This is a genomic window from Chitinophaga sp. (assembly GCF_039596455.1).
Classification (GTDB): Bacteria; Bacteroidota; Bacteroidia; order Chitinophagales; family Chitinophagaceae; genus Chitinophaga.
In genome coordinates this window covers 61,909-77,629 of the sequence record NZ_JBCNJR010000014.1, presented here as the reverse complement: position 1 = coordinate 77,629, position 15,721 = coordinate 61,909, and the positions used below count along the sequence as shown (strand labels likewise).

General features: G+C 51.2%; 15 protein-coding genes. 10 read left to right on the top strand and 5 right to left on the bottom strand.

Annotated features, from left to right (window positions below; translation table 11 throughout):
- Nucleotides 1-330: 330 nt before the first annotated feature.
- Together ABDW36_RS25480 and ABDW36_RS25475 are read left to right on the top strand one after the other, a co-directional pair.
- A complete protein-coding gene (locus tag ABDW36_RS25480) occupies nucleotides 331-1,725 on the top strand; it encodes a hypothetical protein (protein WP_343704769.1) in 1,395 nt (464 codons plus the stop codon).
- Between the two features lie 10 nt (nucleotides 1,726-1,735).
- The gene (locus ABDW36_RS25475; RefSeq protein WP_343704768.1) at nucleotides 1,736-2,194 is read left to right on the top strand and encodes a hypothetical protein; all 459 of its coding nucleotides are present in this window, start codon (nucleotides 1,736-1,738) and stop codon (nucleotides 2,192-2,194) included.
- A gap of 18 nt (nucleotides 2,195-2,212) precedes the next feature.
- Here the strand turns inward: ABDW36_RS25475 and ABDW36_RS25470 are convergent, their stop codons facing one another.
- Nucleotides 2,213-2,446, bottom strand: coding sequence for a helix-turn-helix transcriptional regulator (locus ABDW36_RS25470; RefSeq protein ID WP_343704767.1), 234 nt, complete (start codon nucleotides 2,444-2,446; stop codon nucleotides 2,213-2,215).
- A 131-nt stretch (nucleotides 2,447-2,577) separates the two neighbouring features.
- On the opposite strand from ABDW36_RS25470, the gene ABDW36_RS25465 reads away from it, so the two are divergent.
- Complete coding sequence (locus ABDW36_RS25465) at nucleotides 2,578-2,844, top strand: hypothetical protein (protein ID WP_343704766.1); 267 nt, start codon at nucleotides 2,578-2,580, stop codon at nucleotides 2,842-2,844.
- Between the two features lie 544 nt (nucleotides 2,845-3,388).
- Nucleotides 3,389-3,964, top strand: coding sequence for a cupin domain-containing protein (locus ABDW36_RS25460; RefSeq protein WP_343704765.1), 576 nt, complete (start codon nucleotides 3,389-3,391; stop codon nucleotides 3,962-3,964).
- Here ABDW36_RS25460 and ABDW36_RS25455 read toward each other — a convergent pair.
- Nucleotides 3,933-4,340, bottom strand: a complete 408-nt coding sequence (locus ABDW36_RS25455) for a helix-turn-helix domain-containing protein (protein ID WP_343704764.1) — start codon at nucleotides 4,338-4,340, stop codon at nucleotides 3,933-3,935. The two genes, ABDW36_RS25460 and ABDW36_RS25455, sit on opposite strands and share 32 nt — an antisense overlap.
- Nucleotides 4,341-4,574: 234 nt before the next feature.
- On the opposite strand from ABDW36_RS25455, the gene ABDW36_RS25450 reads away from it, so the two are divergent.
- From ABDW36_RS25450 to porV, 3 genes are all read left to right on the top strand, one after another.
- On the top strand, nucleotides 4,575-5,036 hold the full coding sequence (locus ABDW36_RS25450) for a hypothetical protein (RefSeq protein ID WP_343704763.1): 462 nt from the start codon (nucleotides 4,575-4,577) through the stop codon (nucleotides 5,034-5,036).
- Between the two features lie 31 nt (nucleotides 5,037-5,067).
- On the top strand, nucleotides 5,068-9,276 hold the full coding sequence (locus ABDW36_RS25445) for an Ig-like domain-containing protein (protein ID WP_343704762.1): 4,209 nt from the start codon (nucleotides 5,068-5,070) through the stop codon (nucleotides 9,274-9,276).
- 70 nt (nucleotides 9,277-9,346) lie between these two features.
- On the top strand, nucleotides 9,347-10,456 hold the full coding sequence (gene porV / locus ABDW36_RS25440; protein WP_343704761.1) for a type IX secretion system outer membrane channel protein PorV: 1,110 nt from the start codon (nucleotides 9,347-9,349) through the stop codon (nucleotides 10,454-10,456).
- A 90-nt stretch (nucleotides 10,457-10,546) separates the two neighbouring features.
- Here the strand turns inward: porV and ABDW36_RS25435 are convergent, their stop codons facing one another.
- Both ABDW36_RS25435 and ABDW36_RS25430 read right to left on the bottom strand, forming a co-directional pair.
- Nucleotides 10,547-11,146 (bottom strand): response regulator transcription factor, encoded by a 600-nt coding sequence (locus ABDW36_RS25435; protein ID WP_343704760.1) that lies wholly within the window; start codon nucleotides 11,144-11,146, stop codon nucleotides 10,547-10,549.
- Between the two features lie 12 nt (nucleotides 11,147-11,158).
- Nucleotides 11,159-13,108 carry a histidine kinase dimerization/phosphoacceptor domain -containing protein gene (locus ABDW36_RS25430; protein ID WP_343704759.1) on the bottom strand — a complete coding sequence of 650 codons (1,950 nt, stop codon included), beginning with the start codon at nucleotides 13,106-13,108 and terminating at the stop codon, nucleotides 11,159-11,161.
- 246 nt (nucleotides 13,109-13,354) lie between these two features.
- On the opposite strand from ABDW36_RS25430, the gene ABDW36_RS25425 reads away from it, so the two are divergent.
- Entirely contained in the window at nucleotides 13,355-13,912 is a 558-nt protein-coding gene (locus tag ABDW36_RS25425; RefSeq protein WP_343704758.1) for a dihydrofolate reductase family protein, read from the top strand.
- Nucleotides 13,913-13,964: 52 nt separating this feature from the next.
- Nucleotides 13,965-14,318, top strand: coding sequence for a carboxymuconolactone decarboxylase family protein (locus ABDW36_RS25420; RefSeq protein WP_343704757.1), 354 nt, complete (start codon nucleotides 13,965-13,967; stop codon nucleotides 14,316-14,318).
- Nucleotides 14,319-14,489: 171 nt separating this feature from the next.
- On the opposite strand, the gene ABDW36_RS25415 is transcribed toward ABDW36_RS25420, so the two are convergent.
- Nucleotides 14,490-14,696 carry a hypothetical protein gene (locus ABDW36_RS25415; protein ID WP_343704756.1) on the bottom strand — a complete coding sequence of 69 codons (207 nt, stop codon included), beginning with the start codon at nucleotides 14,694-14,696 and terminating at the stop codon, nucleotides 14,490-14,492.
- Nucleotides 14,697-15,236: 540 nt separating this feature from the next.
- On the opposite strand from ABDW36_RS25415, the gene msrB reads away from it, so the two are divergent.
- The gene (gene msrB, locus ABDW36_RS25410) at nucleotides 15,237-15,695 is read left to right on the top strand and encodes a peptide-methionine (R)-S-oxide reductase MsrB (RefSeq protein ID WP_343704755.1); all 459 of its coding nucleotides are present in this window, start codon (nucleotides 15,237-15,239) and stop codon (nucleotides 15,693-15,695) included.
- Nucleotides 15,696-15,721 lie beyond the last annotated feature (26 nt).

Here is a 15,721-nt window from a genome sequence, read left to right as displayed (position 1 = left end):
GACCGCTACAGTAATGGGCGACTACTTGCCGCTTAAAGGCCAAATCATGGATACTACGACGGCCCCTTCTTTTTAATTGATTCATTGGTTTACATTTTTGGGTGTAAACCTATTTTAGGATGTGACCAGGACGGATGCGATGTTCAACAAGCCTCGCATGTGGTTGTCCATCCTGAAGACAGCATGTGAGCAAGGCTTAATTCACAAACAAGTTTGCGAGAAAATATTTTGGCTACTGATAGCGGAAAAAGTTAAATTACATGCAGCCAGCCAAGAATCGAGAACCAAGCTTTGCAATTGTTTGTTGTTTTAATCCTAAAATGTTACCTGATGTTAGTATTCCGTTCCTGGTTAACCGTCATTAGCGTTATCATGTTTCTTTGCGCCTGTTCCAGAGGTATTGAAAACGTTGAAGTAAAAGCATCGTTTCATGAATTTGCTACCCTGAAAGACGGCGCTGATGAAAGACTTGCTCCGCTCATGGACTCCCTGCAGCACGTGGAAGAACTACGCCCCTTCATGGATAGTGCTGCCAATGCCTTTGGCTACCCGCTGTGGGAACACGCGGTAATAGGTACACAAAGTGGCGGGCTGATGGTACTCGCGCCTATGGTTCGCAGCGGAAGCTCGCGTGTGTCTGGTCTGATAGCTTTGAAAAATAATGGGAAGTTCAGCGTACGGATTTTTGATGCGGAGAAGCCGGGAAAGTATGGATACGGCAAGGGCCTGAGTGCGCGAAATGTTTTCATTGCGGCAGACCTGTTTAACCAGCGGGCGTTTGACCACGACGGGGCTGCCATCAATGATCCTTGTATGATGTCTCGTATGGAAAGGGCGTATATCACAGGTGCACGGATGGCAAAACCAGGGATGACGGTTACTTTGACGGCGCGGGAGATTGTAGGGTATGTTGAGACTTGCTATTATACGACGGCTTGTACGGGTGATGGGAGCGGAAATTGTATTGGGGAGGTGGTGGTGCAGAGGGATTGTATCCTGTCTCCTATCTGGTTTGATGATACTTATGGCAACGAAACGATCTACGATGGTATAGATGGTTCGCAGAATTTAGGAAGCAGCTCTTCCGGCGGCATACCTCCACATACACAAACGTCTGGTGGAAATGACTGTTATGGTACAGGCTCAGAAATGGCGGTTGCCCTTCCTCCTCCAGATAAGCCCGTAACTAATATAGCACAGTATATGGGATGTTTCTCAAGCTCTCACCCAGCCAAACTTGTATTCTATGCAGATCAGCCTACTGCTGGAAGTGCTGACCCATTTTCTGTAAAGGATAAAGCAGGCCATGCATTTGTTGCCGTAGAGCAGATGATAAACGGTGTAGTCTACCGGCGCAGCGTTGGTTTTCATCCCAGACAGGGTGTTTCCCCGTTTTTCCCCGACAATACACAAAGTCAGCTTGGTGATGACTCAAATCAACCTTTTGATGTAAGTTTGGAGGTAAATATAACAGCTGCCCAGCTTTCCAAAGTTCTTCAAAAGGTAAATCAACCCAGTCCTGTTTATAACCTTGAATCCTATAATTGCACTCATTTTGTCTATGATGTGGCTGCAGCTGCGGGAATAAACATTCCCAAAACAAATGGCTGGTGGATAATGGGCAGTGGATTAAACCCTGCTAATTTTGGGGAGGATTTGAAAAAATGTACTGGAGCAAAAGCTCAAACTGGTATTTCATCATCTAATACCGGTTCTTGTAACTAAAAGGATAATCATGAAAGCAAAGAGCATTTTTGTTTTCCTTGCACTTGGGATCAATACAAGCCTGTCGGCCCAAACTTCTGATGAAAGTAAAAAGCTTATCAGGCAGTTCATTGAATATTCTAAAGGCGATTGGAATATTGATACAGCTATTTCAAAATATATTCTTTTCAGGAAGGAAGAGTCTAAAGTTGCAACAAAAGAACAGAGGAAAAAATATATCGAAATGGGGATAAAACAGCTCTCTTCTCAAATGAAGGAACACAACGTAAATCCGCGTGATTTGACGATTGAGACATACGAAAAATCTGATCCGTCTCTAAAAATTCTAAATCTCGATCTGGATTATAGCACCCGTACTTATGTTGTCTGCAACAAACAAAAGTCTTTCGTAAGATATTTTTTGATTAGAAATAGGAAAATTGAAGCCTTTCTGCTCTATCGGGATAAAGCCTTTCTATTATTAAACTGACCTCACAAACAATTATAGTCATTGAACTTTAAATTCTTTGAGAAACTGAGACGGTGTGAGGTCTAACCCCTTGGATAATTTAATAAAAGTAGTGAAAGCCAGCTTCTTTTTGCCGTTCTCAATTTTAGAGATATCACCCTCATTTATGCCGCTTCTAACTTCCAGTTCCAGCAATGTAAGATTCTGCTCCTTTCTGAAAGCTCGCAATGTTTTGCCAAAGTGTATCAATATTTCCGTGTTCAAGTCTGTCATGTAAACTAATATGGTGGAAAAGCAGAAAATAAATCTTGGTTGACCAACCAAGATAATGAAGAAATTGGTATATTTACAAAGGCAGAAACATGCTTCGTTGTTTATCGTAATTCAATCTAAAATATGGTTATATGCAGACTTCCATTGTTAATCCACCCTTTAATTCTATTAATCCGGCCATTGCGGACTTCCTGGATAGCTATCCTTGCAGCGAAGATGTAAAACACCGCTTGTGGGAGTTGTTAATTGCCGCTATGGGTAGCAAGCATTCGGATATGTGGAACAACGAGGCCAGGGCAGATATGCTTTTTTTCTATGAGCAGATTTGTAATTTCATGGATGCCTTTTATGCCAAACAAGGCGATATTGAATACTCTCCATTTCTAAGCCAACAATAAATTTGAATACCCGCTTTTTGCATATATAATATATATGCAGTAAATTTAATACATTTATCACGCTAAATTAATCCCATGCCTCATTGTTATCTCTGTAATTGCAAAATTGAGAACGGAAAGGGAGTTAGAAAGGAAGTGTATATAGGCCACCATAAAAGCGGAGGCTTTTCTGGTAATAGAATCTGGATGGGCAAAAGAAGGTATTATGGAATGCGTCTGGTCTGTGAAAAATGTGCAAAACCATCAATTTTAAAGGGCATATATAACCTTTTGGCGGTAGTGCTAATATTATTTTTTCTTTGGCAGTTTCGCGGGTGCATTTTCAACCAATGACTTCTTAATCAAAAATAAACGTTGGCCCAAATTTGTCCTGCTTGAAAACGCTAGTGATGGAAGCCCCAATATGGAAAAATATATACCCCCCGATCAAATAGTTGACAAAATACAAATTTTACATCTACCCGTCAATTACTTCCCAACAGGTAAGTTTGCACTTCCATTCCCACCACAGCAATACATTTGCTTATAACAAAAGCTTACCGATATGTTGAGCCGAAAATCTTTCTTAACCGGTACCGGGGCGCTGGGAGGATTGCTATTGTTCAGCCGGCCTTCCCTGTCTATGCCGGAAGCTGCACCCCACCTGGCGCCATTCATGGCCAGGCCGGCGCTTGGCAACTCCTATTGGTACATCGGGCACCTGTTATCAATACTGATAAAAGCCACGGATACCAACAACCTTTTTTCGCTGCTGAAAATGACGGAAGTAAAAGGGCTGGAGCCGCCGCCGCATACCCATACGCGGGAAGACGAGATATTCATGGTGCTGGACGGCAGCATCGAATTTTCAGTGGGCGGCAAAACGTACCAGGCAACGGCGGGAGACAGCATGTTCCTCCCCCGTAACATACAGCATGCCTTCAAGGTACTGACAGACCGGGCTGAAGTGATGATCCTGCTTACGCCCGGAGGGTTTGAACAGTATTTTGTAGAAATGAGCGAACCGGCACCGGCCATGGAGCTGCCTCCGCCGCCCGCCGGCGCGCCGGATATAGCGCGGCTGATTGCCACCTCTTCCAGGTATGGCATCAGGTTTCCTGAACGCCCTTCCGGCATGTAAGCGCCGCAATATCTTCGAGGGCGGGAACGGGAGTGCTGTACATATCACGGCTCACCTTCTCGTCCAGCAGGTGCTCATACCCCCAGTTCACCACCTGGTGAATAACCGGCACCAGGCTTTGCCCCAGCGGGGAGAGCGCATACATGGCCCTGGTGGAGGAAGGCTTGAGCTGTTTCTTTTCTACTATTCCCTTGCTGGTGAAAAAGGCCAGTTCATGCATCAGCACTTTATCTGTAATCTGCGGCAGCAGCTGCCTGAGCTCGGCAAACCGGAGCTGTTTTTCCCTCAGCTGCCAGAGTATGGCAATCTGCCATTTCCCTGCAAGAAATTGCATGGTGAATTGTACGGGGCAACCTTTATATAGATCTTTATTCATGGTTCATCCCTTTGCACTATAAATTTACTGAATCGGGAACTATCCCCCTCCCAAAATAATAGAACCCCAGGGTTCTTGCGCAGCTCTTTTATATCCCCCACCTTTGCATTATGATTTTGAAATCACTATATCCTGATACCGTTTCTTAAAATACACGAGCACAATCCTATGCCTTTGTTTTTTGTGCCCGGTTGCTGACCGTATACATATACACATTATACCTAAATCCAATTTATGATTAGACCTAGACATGTGAAATGGCTTTTACTTCTCTTTTGCGTAGTTCAAAGCACCTGCTATTCTTACGCACAATCCGCATCCACCGCAAAATACCGCTGGTCTCCCCTCTCCATCCATTTCTCAGGCGAACAGGCAAAAAAATACGCCCAGCTGCCCCAGGCAGACTATACGCCGCTTAACCAGCTGGAAAACTGGGCTGCCGGCAAGGCCGTACAGCAGTACGCCGGCACGGTGAATGGAACGTTCCTGCTGCAGTACATGCTGCTGGTAAACGATAAGGGGGTTATCACGGAAATCGAAGTGATACAGTCAGACAACACCCGGCATGCGGATGCGGTAAAGGGCCTGCTGCTGAACACCAAAACACAAGGCCCTTCCTTTGTTCAAAACAAGGCGGTTACCTGCTACGTTCCCTGCACCATTAAAATAGACGGGCGCCTGGCAACCATTCATTAATTCTTTCTCTTCCCGGCAATAAACGATTTGCATGAAAAAATTGTACAAACATCTTTTCATAGGGGCATGCTATGCCCTGCTGTCAACCAATGCGCAGGCGCAGGTGGTGAGCGGCAACGGTTTTCTTAAAGCGGATTTCATAGAAGCCGGCATACAGGCTAACGGCGCTTTTGGCAGTACGGTCAAAAGCCCCGAAAACTTTTTCTATTCTACCAGGCCCGACTTCGGGGGCCGGGTAGGCTTCATTTCAGACGTAGGGAAAGACGGCTGGACGGTAGGATCTCCGGCTTATATTGGCGACTACTTTCTGCCAGGTACGCCCTACGAAGGCTTTTCCGTACAGATAAACGGTACTCTGCATATCAACTCCGGGAGCGGGCACAACGCTGTTCCCGGTTCCGTTACCGGCTTCAGCACTACGGACGTGAGCCAAACGGTAGAATGGACGGGCAATATCAGTAACCTGGAAGTACGCCAGGAGTTCTCCGTAGAAAAAACCAAAGGGTTTATACTTGTAAAGGTTTACCTCACCAACAAAGGCACTACAACGCTGAACAATATCTATTACACCCGCGAAGTAGACCCGGATAATGAAGTAGCGCAGGGCGGCAGCTATGACACGAAGAACGTGATAGAACAACAAAATCCTAACAGCATCAGCACCGCTCTTATATCAGCGCAAGGCATGCGTTTTTCTTCTTACCTGGGCCTTGGCAGCCGGGATTGCCGGGCAAAGGTATCTGTACCCTCCGGCTGGCCCAATGCCAACGGCAGCCAGATATGGGCAGGCACGGGGCAAGCGCTTTCGACAGTGGGCAATATTACAGGAGACAGGGCTATGGCCATTGCATTCAAAGTTGGTAACCTGGCCGCAGGTGAGTCTACCGCCCTGGCATTCGCCTACGTGCTGAACGCTTCAGACCTGCCTGATGCCATGGACCGTACAGACCCGCTGTTCAACGTAAAAACGACCTCCTACTCTTCCGGCTCGTCTATAGACGTTTGCGCCGGCCAGGAGCAGATCGTTGAAGTGCTGAACGGTGACGGCTTTTCCTGGACGTGGGCGCCTTCTACCGGGCTGAACACCACCACCGGCTCTTCTGTAAAAGCTACGCTCAGCGGGCCAATGACTTACACCGCCTCCGGCACCAATACCTGCGGCACAAGCAGGAGCATCACTATAACGCTGAACCCCTCCATCACCACTCCGCCTGAAGACGCGGCAGCCATCACTGGCGCTGACAAAGTGATTGCCGGCCTCAATGCCAGCTATAGCGTACCGGCTATTGAAGGCGCCAGCAGCTACAACTGGAAGCTTCCTCCCGGCGTTACTTTCGTATCCGGGTACAAAACCAATGCTATTACGGTGAATTTCGGCCCATCCGCTACGGGTGGCAACATTGAGGTAGAGGGCGTGAACGGCTGCGGCACGGGTGCTTCCGCCAGCCTTGCGGTAGATCTGGTGAAATTGCCTGCACCGGTTTCTGCAGCAGGCTCACCTACCAGCGTCAAGAAACCGCTTATCACCGGCAAGGCCGAACATGGCCTGACGGTAACATTATATAACGGCTCAACGGCCATCGGCTCCGCCACAACGGATGCTGAAGGAAACTACGCCATTACGCCAACGTCTTCACTGCCGGTGGGAACGCATACCCTCACGGTAAAAGCGAGTGACGGCGCCGGCGCTACCAGCAGCGCCAGCCACCCGCTGCTGCTCACCATTGCGGCCAAACCGCCCAAACCGGCAGCACCGGTACTGGTAGCTGGCAGCAGCCCGCTGAATGAAGGCAAACCCGTCATCAAAGGCACGGCCCAGCCTAACAGCACGGTTACTATTTATGATAGCGGCGTACCAGTAGGCACAGCTACCGCAGACGCTGACGGGAACTGGACCTTTGTGCCGGACAATAACCTGCCAGACGGCCCGCATGAATTGACGGCTACGGCCAAAGACACGGAAGGTAATGAAAGTGACGCCAGTGATGCGCTGCTCTTCACCACAGATACGGAGCTGCCGGCAAAACCGGCCATGGCGCTGACCAGCGGCAGCAGCCCGCTCAACAACAACCAGCCTTCCCTGAGCGGCACCGCGGAGCCTAACAGTACCGTTACTATTTACACGGATGGTGGGGAAACGGGCACTGCCACGGCGGATGCTGACGGCAAATGGAGCTTTGCGCTTCCCGCCGCGCTGGCAGACGGGCCTTATGCGTTTACCGCTACGGCCACAGATGCTGCGGGCAATGTGAGCGCAGAACCTGCTACCCTGAACATCATCATAGACACGCAAGCGCCGGCCCAACCGGTTACGGGCTTAGCAGCCGGCAGCAGCCCGGTCAAGAATAACCAGCCTTCCCTCAGCGGCACGGCAGAACCTAACAGCACCGTAACCATCTACGTGAACGGAACAGCAACCGGCACGGCCACGGCAGACGCTGATGGCAACTGGACGTACACCATACCCGCTCCCCTGGCAGACGGCCCGCATACCGTACATGTTACCACCACGGATGCCGCCGGCAACACCAGCATTGACAGTGAAACGCTGCCCATAGTGATAGACACGGAAGCGCCGGCCCAACCCGCCGTTGAGCTGGCCGCCGGCAGCAGTCCCCTGAAAAACAACCAGCCTTCCCTGGGCGGTACGGCAGAGCCTAACAGCACTGTTCATATCTATGTGAATGATGTGAAAGTGGGTACTGCCACGGCAGACGCTTCCGGTAAATGGAGCTACACCTTCCCCTCCGCCTTGCCTGACGGCGCGCACAGCATTACCATTACGGCTGAAGATGCCGCAGGTAACGCCAGCAGTGCGAGTGAAAAACTGGATGTGGTGATTGATACCAGCGTACCGGCCGCTCCGTCTCAGCCTGTATTGCCCGGCAACAGCAACGGGCATAGCGGCAACAACCAGCCTGCTCTTACGGGCACGGCTGAAGCTAACAGCAAGGTAGATATCTATATAAACGGCCAGATTGCAGGCACGGTTACCGCGGATGCTTCCGGCAACTGGAGCTTCACACCGCCTGCGGCCTTGCCGGACGGCACTTACAAAATATCCGCCACCGCCACGGATGCAGCGGGCAACACCGGCCCCGCCAGTGAAACGCTGCAAGTGGTGATTGACACGCAGGCGCCGGTTGCGCCCTCATTGCCGGTGCTTTCAGGCGGCAACAATGGCCACACCAACAGCGGCCAGCCCGCATTCACCGGCAAGGCGGAAGCCAACAGCACGGTACATGTTTACGTAGATGGTGTTGTAGTGGGTACCACCACTGCCGATGCCAGCGGCAACTGGAGCTACACGCTTCCATCCGCCCTTGCAGACGGCCCGCATACCATTGCCGCCACTGCTACGGATGCGGCAGGCAATACCAGCGCCACCGGCCAGGCCATTGCCATTGTGGTGGACACGCAAACACCGGTTGCTCCTTCCGTACCGGTACTGGCCGGGGAACAAAACGGCAGAACAAAAAATAACAAGCCAGCTTTAAGTGGAACGGCTGAACCCAATACCACGGTTACTATTTACAACAACGGCGTAGCTATTGGAACGGCTGCTGTATCAGCAGACGGCACCTGGAGCTTTACACCGGCTACGGCGCTGGCCGATGGTGAACATGCCATCACTACCACGGTTACGGATGCCGCGGGTAATACCAGCGAGCAGGGTGAAGCGGTTTCATTTACGGTAGATACGCAGCTGCCGGTACCGGTCATCTCCTCTCCGGTTACCGCGGTGAAAGGCCCGTTCCAGGTGAATATTGTGTTTAACGAACCGGTAGAGGAATTTGATGCTTCGGCCATCACCCTGAGCAACGGTACCGCATCCGGCTTTACCAGGGTTAGCGCCACGGAGTACAGGGTTACCATCACCCCTGTTGCTGAAAATGATGTTACGGTACGCCTGAATGCCGGCGCAGTGCCTGACCTGGCAGGCAATGGCAACGGGGAGTCTAACATCCTCACCGTGAAGGCGGAATTCAGCGCAGTAGTGGAAACGGTGTTCCCCAACCCTTCCAGGGGCAAGTTCTACATCCGTTTCAATGGTGTGGTGCCTTCAGAAGGCACGGCGGTAATGATCAGCGTATCCGGGCAAACAGTGCTCCGCCAGCAGCTGGGCTTTGAGGGTAACATGCTTACCCTGAATGCCGCCGGGCTGGCGCCAGGCATCTATGTGCTGATCGTGAACACAAAAAATTATTCTTATAAAACCCGGGTCAGCATCATCCGCTAGACCATCTTCCCCGGTACTGCTAACGGTGCCGGGGAATTATTCTCTCATTGACAGATCATAACCAGGTGATATGAAATATTCCCTCTCTAAAAAACTGGCCTTCGCAGCGCTGATGCTGGGAGCACCTTTAAAAGGAATGACGCAGAACGTAAGTTCCATAGATATTGTGACCAACGCCGTACCGTTTCTCCGTATTTCTCCGGACGCAAGGGCCGGCGGCATGGGTGAAACCGGCATTGCCACCTCTCCTGACGCCAATTCGATTTTCTACAACCAGGCAAAAGCGGCCTTCCTCAGTCATCCCAAGGGCGCATCTGTTACCTACACGCCCTGGATGAAAGGCTACGGCGTAGACGGCATGTACCTGCTGAGCGCATCGGGGTACTACAAGCTGGACAGTACGGAGGCCATCACCGCGGGCATCCGCTATTTTGACCTGGGCAGCATTGAGCTGACGGATATTGACGGCAAACGGCTGGGCTACAGCAATCCGAACGAGTGGGCGGCCGAAGTGGGCTACACCCGCCAGCTTGGCCGTAAATTGTCTATCGGCGTGGCTTTCCGTTTTATTTATTCCAACCTGGCTTCCGGGGCAGACGGTGCCGGCGTGAATTACAAAGCGGGCTCTACCGTTGCGGGAGACCTCTCCCTGTTTTACAACGGCAGGAACGAAGCAGGAGAAGGCTGGAACTTTGGCGCAGCTTTAAGCAACCTGGGCGGCAAAATAGCCTATACAGACCAGGCGTCTCAAAAAGAGTACATTCCCGCCAACCTGGGCATAGGCGCCAGTTATACCAAGGTGCTCAGTGAACAGCATGCCTTCACCTTCGGGCTGGACGTCAACAAACTGCTGGTGCCCTCCGCTCCTGCGGCAGACTCCGCCAGTCTTGCCCAATACCGCAGCCGCAGCGTTACCGGCGGCTGGCTGAGAGCGATGGGCAACAACGCTTACACGGGCTCCCTGGGCCTGGAGTATGATTACCAGCACATGGTATTCCTGCGCGCGGGGTATTTCTACGATGCCAGGAAGGAAGCCAACAGGCGGTATTTTACCCTGGGCGCCGGGTTTGCCTACAGCGTGGCCCGCATCAATGTTTCCTATGCGGTCCCGGCAGGCAGCGATCTGAGCCGCAACCCGCTCTCCAACACCCTGCGCTTTGGCCTTGAGGTTGGTTTGTAAGCAGCTATAAAAAAAACGGGAATATATCTTCAGAGAATTTGCGCTTTGCATCAAAGGGCAGATACTATTGATATGTTCCCGTTTTTTGTTTTACATGGATTTATCCCCGTTCTCCAGCGCCCACTTCAGCAAGGCGTTGTTCTCGTCTTTCAGGCCCAGCTTCCGGCATATCTTGTGCCGCTGGTTTTTTACCGTATAAGGGCTCAGGAACATAATCTCCGCAATTTCCTTGGTTGATTTGCGCTGGCTGATCAGCTGCACTATTCTTTGCTCCGCGGGGTTCAGCTGCGCCGCGGCGGGCGTTTCGGGGCTGTTCTTCCGGGCCAGCTTTTCCATGATGAGCCGCACCCCGGCAAACAATTGCATCTCATCTACGGGTTTGATAATGTAGTTGGAAGCATCGGAGCGGATGGCTTCTTCTATTATGTTCTTGTCGTTGTAAGACGATATATAGATCACCTCAAAGCTGTACAGCTTCTGCAATTCCTGCACCAGCTGTATGCCGCTGCGGGATTCTTCCAGGTTAATATCGCAAAGCAGCAGGTGGGGCAGCAGCTTCGGCATTACGTCCAGCGCTTCCGCGGAAGATATGGCGATGGCCGTTTCGCAGTTGAAATGGGCCTTCAGCTGTTGTTCTATGAACCGGGCAATAATAATTTCGTCTTCTACGATCAGCACGCGCGTCATCATACATTCGTTTTTTTACAGGTCTATAGGGAAAGTCAATTCATATACAAGGCCGGGAGCGGCAGATTCAGACAGCTGCCCGTTCATTTGCCGTACCAGGTCTTTTACCAGGGAAAGGCCGATGGAAGAGCTGCCGGTGCGCGGCTGCTGGGGGCCCTTGCCGTTGTCCGCATACCGGCAGATGATCACATTGCCTCTCCTGGTGGCGGAAATATGGATCAGCCCGGTGGCTACATGGCCAAAGGCATACTTAAAGGAATTGGTCAGCAGCTCTGAAACAACGAGCGAAAAATACAGTGCTTTCCGGCTGCTCAGCTGTATGCCTTCGTCAAAATCCGTTCTGATCAGCACCGGCCGCCGCGTGCTGTAGATCTGTTTGATATTGGCGGCCAGCTCTTTTGTAAGCTCCTCCAGGTTCACCAGCTGCAGCTCTTCCAGGTGGAAAAACCGCCTGTTCACCAGCATCATGGCCTTGATGCGGTTAATATTGCTGGTGAGCACATCACGGGAGGCCCTGTCTTTGATACCGGGCAGCTGCAGGCTGATAAGACTGTATAATAGCTGGAGGTTGTTCTTCACGCGGTGGTTCAGCTCGTTGATGAGGATGGCGATCTTGTCGTTCCGCTCCGCCAGGGCCCTGTTTTGCAGGGTGAGCCGCACGTTGTTGCTGTTCAGCTCTTTCGTTTGCTGCTTGACGGTTTCCTCCAGGAGCGTGTTCTGGTGTTCCTGCAGCCTGTTCAGCTTTTCCAGCGCCAGCTGCCTTTCCCTTTCCGTTCTTTGCTGGCTTTTGGCAAGGCCGGCAAAAAGCATGATAAAGATGCTGATGATCATGATGCTGGACATGTACGTGATGTTCACAAAGGCCTGCTCCCTCAGCACAATGATGCGTACCGCCACCAATATGCAGGAAGCTACGAACATGAGAATGCCATACGCCAGGTACTTCTGCGTGGGGTCAAGCCGGCGCCAGAACCGGGTGATCACCACGGCGGAGAAGGCAATATGCGCCATGTACGTACCCAGGTTCAGGAAATTCATGAACGCAAAGTTGCCGGTAAAGAAATTGATGCAAAAGCTGATGGCGGAAAACAGCACGATGGAGGCCACAGCTATCATGCTGGCGCGGTATAGGCGGGGCGCCTGCGCGCGTATCTGCCAGAAATTGATCGTCAGCATATACAGGCCTATCATTCCCAGGTGTACGAAGTGGATGTTGAACAACCAGCCTATGGCGGGCGCTTCGGGGAAAAACCAGGCTATGAAGTACCCGCTGGGGCACAGGTTGTAGAAGGTAACGGCCACAATAGTGAGCAGCAGCCAGCCGTAGGTGCTGTTGCGGGTGGCAAACCAGCATAGCAGGGTATAGAGCACAAAGATCCACATAACGCCCTGCAGGCGCAGCTCTATGGCTTCATCTTTTTGCTGCTGCCGGAAAAAGTCGTAGCCGTCCCGGGCCACAAAATCAAAGCGGGGCACGTAGTGTTTGGTGTGCTCCACTCTCAGCAGCAAGGTACAGCTGTCTGCCCGCAAGCCGGAGGGCAGGGAAAACCAGAAACGGCCGTCTCCCCTGGCCAGCTCGCTCTGTTTGCGGAAGGCGCCGGCCTTTTTATGCAGCACGCACCGGCCTGCCTTGAAAATATAGATATCTACGTACGTGAGGTTAGTGAAAGATATTACGCTGGTTGCTACGGGCCCCGTCAACGCCGGGAAGGGAGCCGTGAGCCAGTACACGCCGGTTTTGTTCTGCAGCGGGAAATCATGCAAAGGGCGGAAATAAGGCAGTTTGGCGAGAACGGCAGCCGCGTTTGCCTTGCCGCTGCTGTCTTCCCACACTTCCAGCCGGGGGGCAAGATGTACTACGCCTTGCTCTGGCGCCACAGCTCCGTACCCGGACTTGCAGAACAGCAAAATAGCAGGGATAGCCAATAGCACAAAGCACAGGTATAGCGGCGGCCTTACATTCATTACTAAACTGGATATTTACACCTGCTTTTATGGAGGTGTAGGTGGTTCGTTTGGAGCAGAACGCAATGGAGAACGCTTACAGGCCGCGAAAGTAGAAAAAATTAATCGTTTATTCATCTTCATGTTAAATTAATCTCGCCCGCCTGTTTTTGCCGCACCAATATACCATCCTGGCCTGCCCGCTTTGGACAGGCTTTTTTTTGTATATTCATTGCCGGTTGATAATGCAGTTAAAAAAACAATCAAATGCGAAACCTGATCTTCGGCATCAATGTTACCCTGGATGGCTGTTGTGACCATACCAAAGGCTATCCTAATGAAGAGGTACATGAATATTTCACCAACCTCATGCAGGAAGTTGACCTGGTTGTCTATGGCCGTAAAACCTACGAGCTGATGGTGCCTTTCTGGCCCGATATGGCCAGCAACAAATCCGGCCAAACAAAGGCCATGAACGATTTTGCCCAAAAGTTTGATGCCATCGGCAAGCTTGTTTTCTCCCGGACGCTGAACAGCGTTGAAGACAGAAACACCAGGCTTGCCAGTGCGGGCCTCCGCGAGGAAATACTAAAACTGAAGCAGGAAGAGGGCAAAAAGATCATGACCGGCGGGGTTGACCTTCCTTCCCAATTGATAGAGCTGGGACTGGTGGATGAATTTGTTGTTGTTATCCACCCCATGTTGGCGGGTGAAGGAAGGCGGCTGCTGGATGGCAGCAACCTGCGGGAGATGCTGAAATTGGACCTTGTTGAGTCCAAGGTGTTTGAATCGGGGCATGTTGCGCTCCGGTATTTGAAGCCGTAAGAGACGGGAAAGTTGTGCTCCGGAAATCACTCATTTTGAAAATCCATGCTTCATGAACGAATACCAGACCCCCAAAGACCGCAGGTATACGGAAACCCTGCTGAATGCCGCCAGGCAGGAATCTGCCGCATTTATGAACCTGAAACACACCGCAGAGCGGAAAGACGGCGCCATACCCGCCAAATACCGGGAGCTGATGTCAATTGCCGTAGCGCTGACCACCCAATGCGCTTACTGCATTGAATCGCACATGCAGAACGCTGTTCGAGAAGGCGCCACAAAAGAAGAAATTGCAGAAACGGTATTCATTGCAGCCGCCCTGCGGGCCGGCGGAGCGGTGGGGAACGGGCTGCTGGCCATGCGCCTGTTCGATGAGATCAGCGCCGTTGCCGCCCCCCAGCCTTGATGGCCGTCAGCAGTATTTCGAGCACTACACCGGCCCGGGTACCCGGGCCGGTCAGCGAAAAACCAGTAAATGCTTCATGCTATCTGCTGGGGCGGGCTGGAATAGAAACGGGACTCCCGGTAAATAACAAAGGGCGCACCCATTACAGATGCGCCCCTTCCCCCCTATAAATTACAGGCGCGGAAGCAGGCCACCCAGGAGATTGGTAACCGTGCCCAGTAAACCACTCAACAGCCCCCCTACAACGGGAATGCCGTTCAGCAGGCCGCCCAGGTCAGGAAGGCCCGGCACTTCTGGAAGTGCGCCGCCATTGATGTCTTTGGCTTCAGTTGCATTCAGCTCTGTGCAACCGTAGTTTTTGGTTTTCAGTTGTTCCATTTTTTATAGGATTTGGTTAAAAAAAGCCTGACAGGATGATGTTCCCATGGAATGAAGTTGCGGGATGATCCGCGGGATAAAGCGGTATCCGGACCTGTGCAAGGGCATTCACATGACGATACGAGGTTTCTTTCAGGCAGGAATAAACAGCGGATGTACAGGCCGTTTCTTTCGGGTTGCGTTACAGGATAACCGGAAAGGCGGGACTCCCTTTGGGATGTTTTAAAATTAAATGATGCACCGCTGTTCATTTTGTTCATTTAGGGGGGAAGGGTGTTCAGTTTTGTTCAGGAATAACTCCCCGCTGTCCGGACATTTAAGGAAGCACACGGACAATCGTCTTTCCGTTGACCCGGCTGGTTGAATTGAAAGTGGCAACAGCGTGTTGAAGGGTAGATGTATTGCCTATGTTTCTGCGCCTGTTGATAGTGCTTCCTTTTCTGATTTTATTTTACATTTGGTATATTTCAAAGGATAACACATAGAATTAACAACAAGGGGTTACAGTCGGGTCTATTCTTAAACTTTAATACTTACACGATGCTAAAATGGCTTGATGTGCTAAAATTTGCCAATAATGGCAATCCCGCTCCTGATAAAAGAGTGGAAAAAACGCAGGAAGAATGGAGGGCGATCCTGACACCGGAGCAGTTCAATATTACCCGGCTGAAAGGTACGGAGCGTGCATTCAGTTCTGAGCTATGCTCTTATTTTGAACCAGGAAAATATGCCTGCATTTGTTGTGGTACGGAGCTTTTTGATGCCGAGACCAAGTATGAGAGCGGAACGGGATGGCCGTCATTCACGCAACCGGTAAAGGAAAATGCAGTTGCTTACCATACAGACAGCGCGTTTGGCATGCAGCGTATCGAGGCGCTGTGTAATACCTGTGACGCCCACCTGGGCCACGTTTTTCAAGACGGCCCGCCGCCCAGCGGTCTTCGTTATTGTATGAATGCAGTGTCCCTGCGGAAAGTTGAGGAAGATGAAAGAAAATAGATTGACGGAGGCTGCTTTCAGGAGCC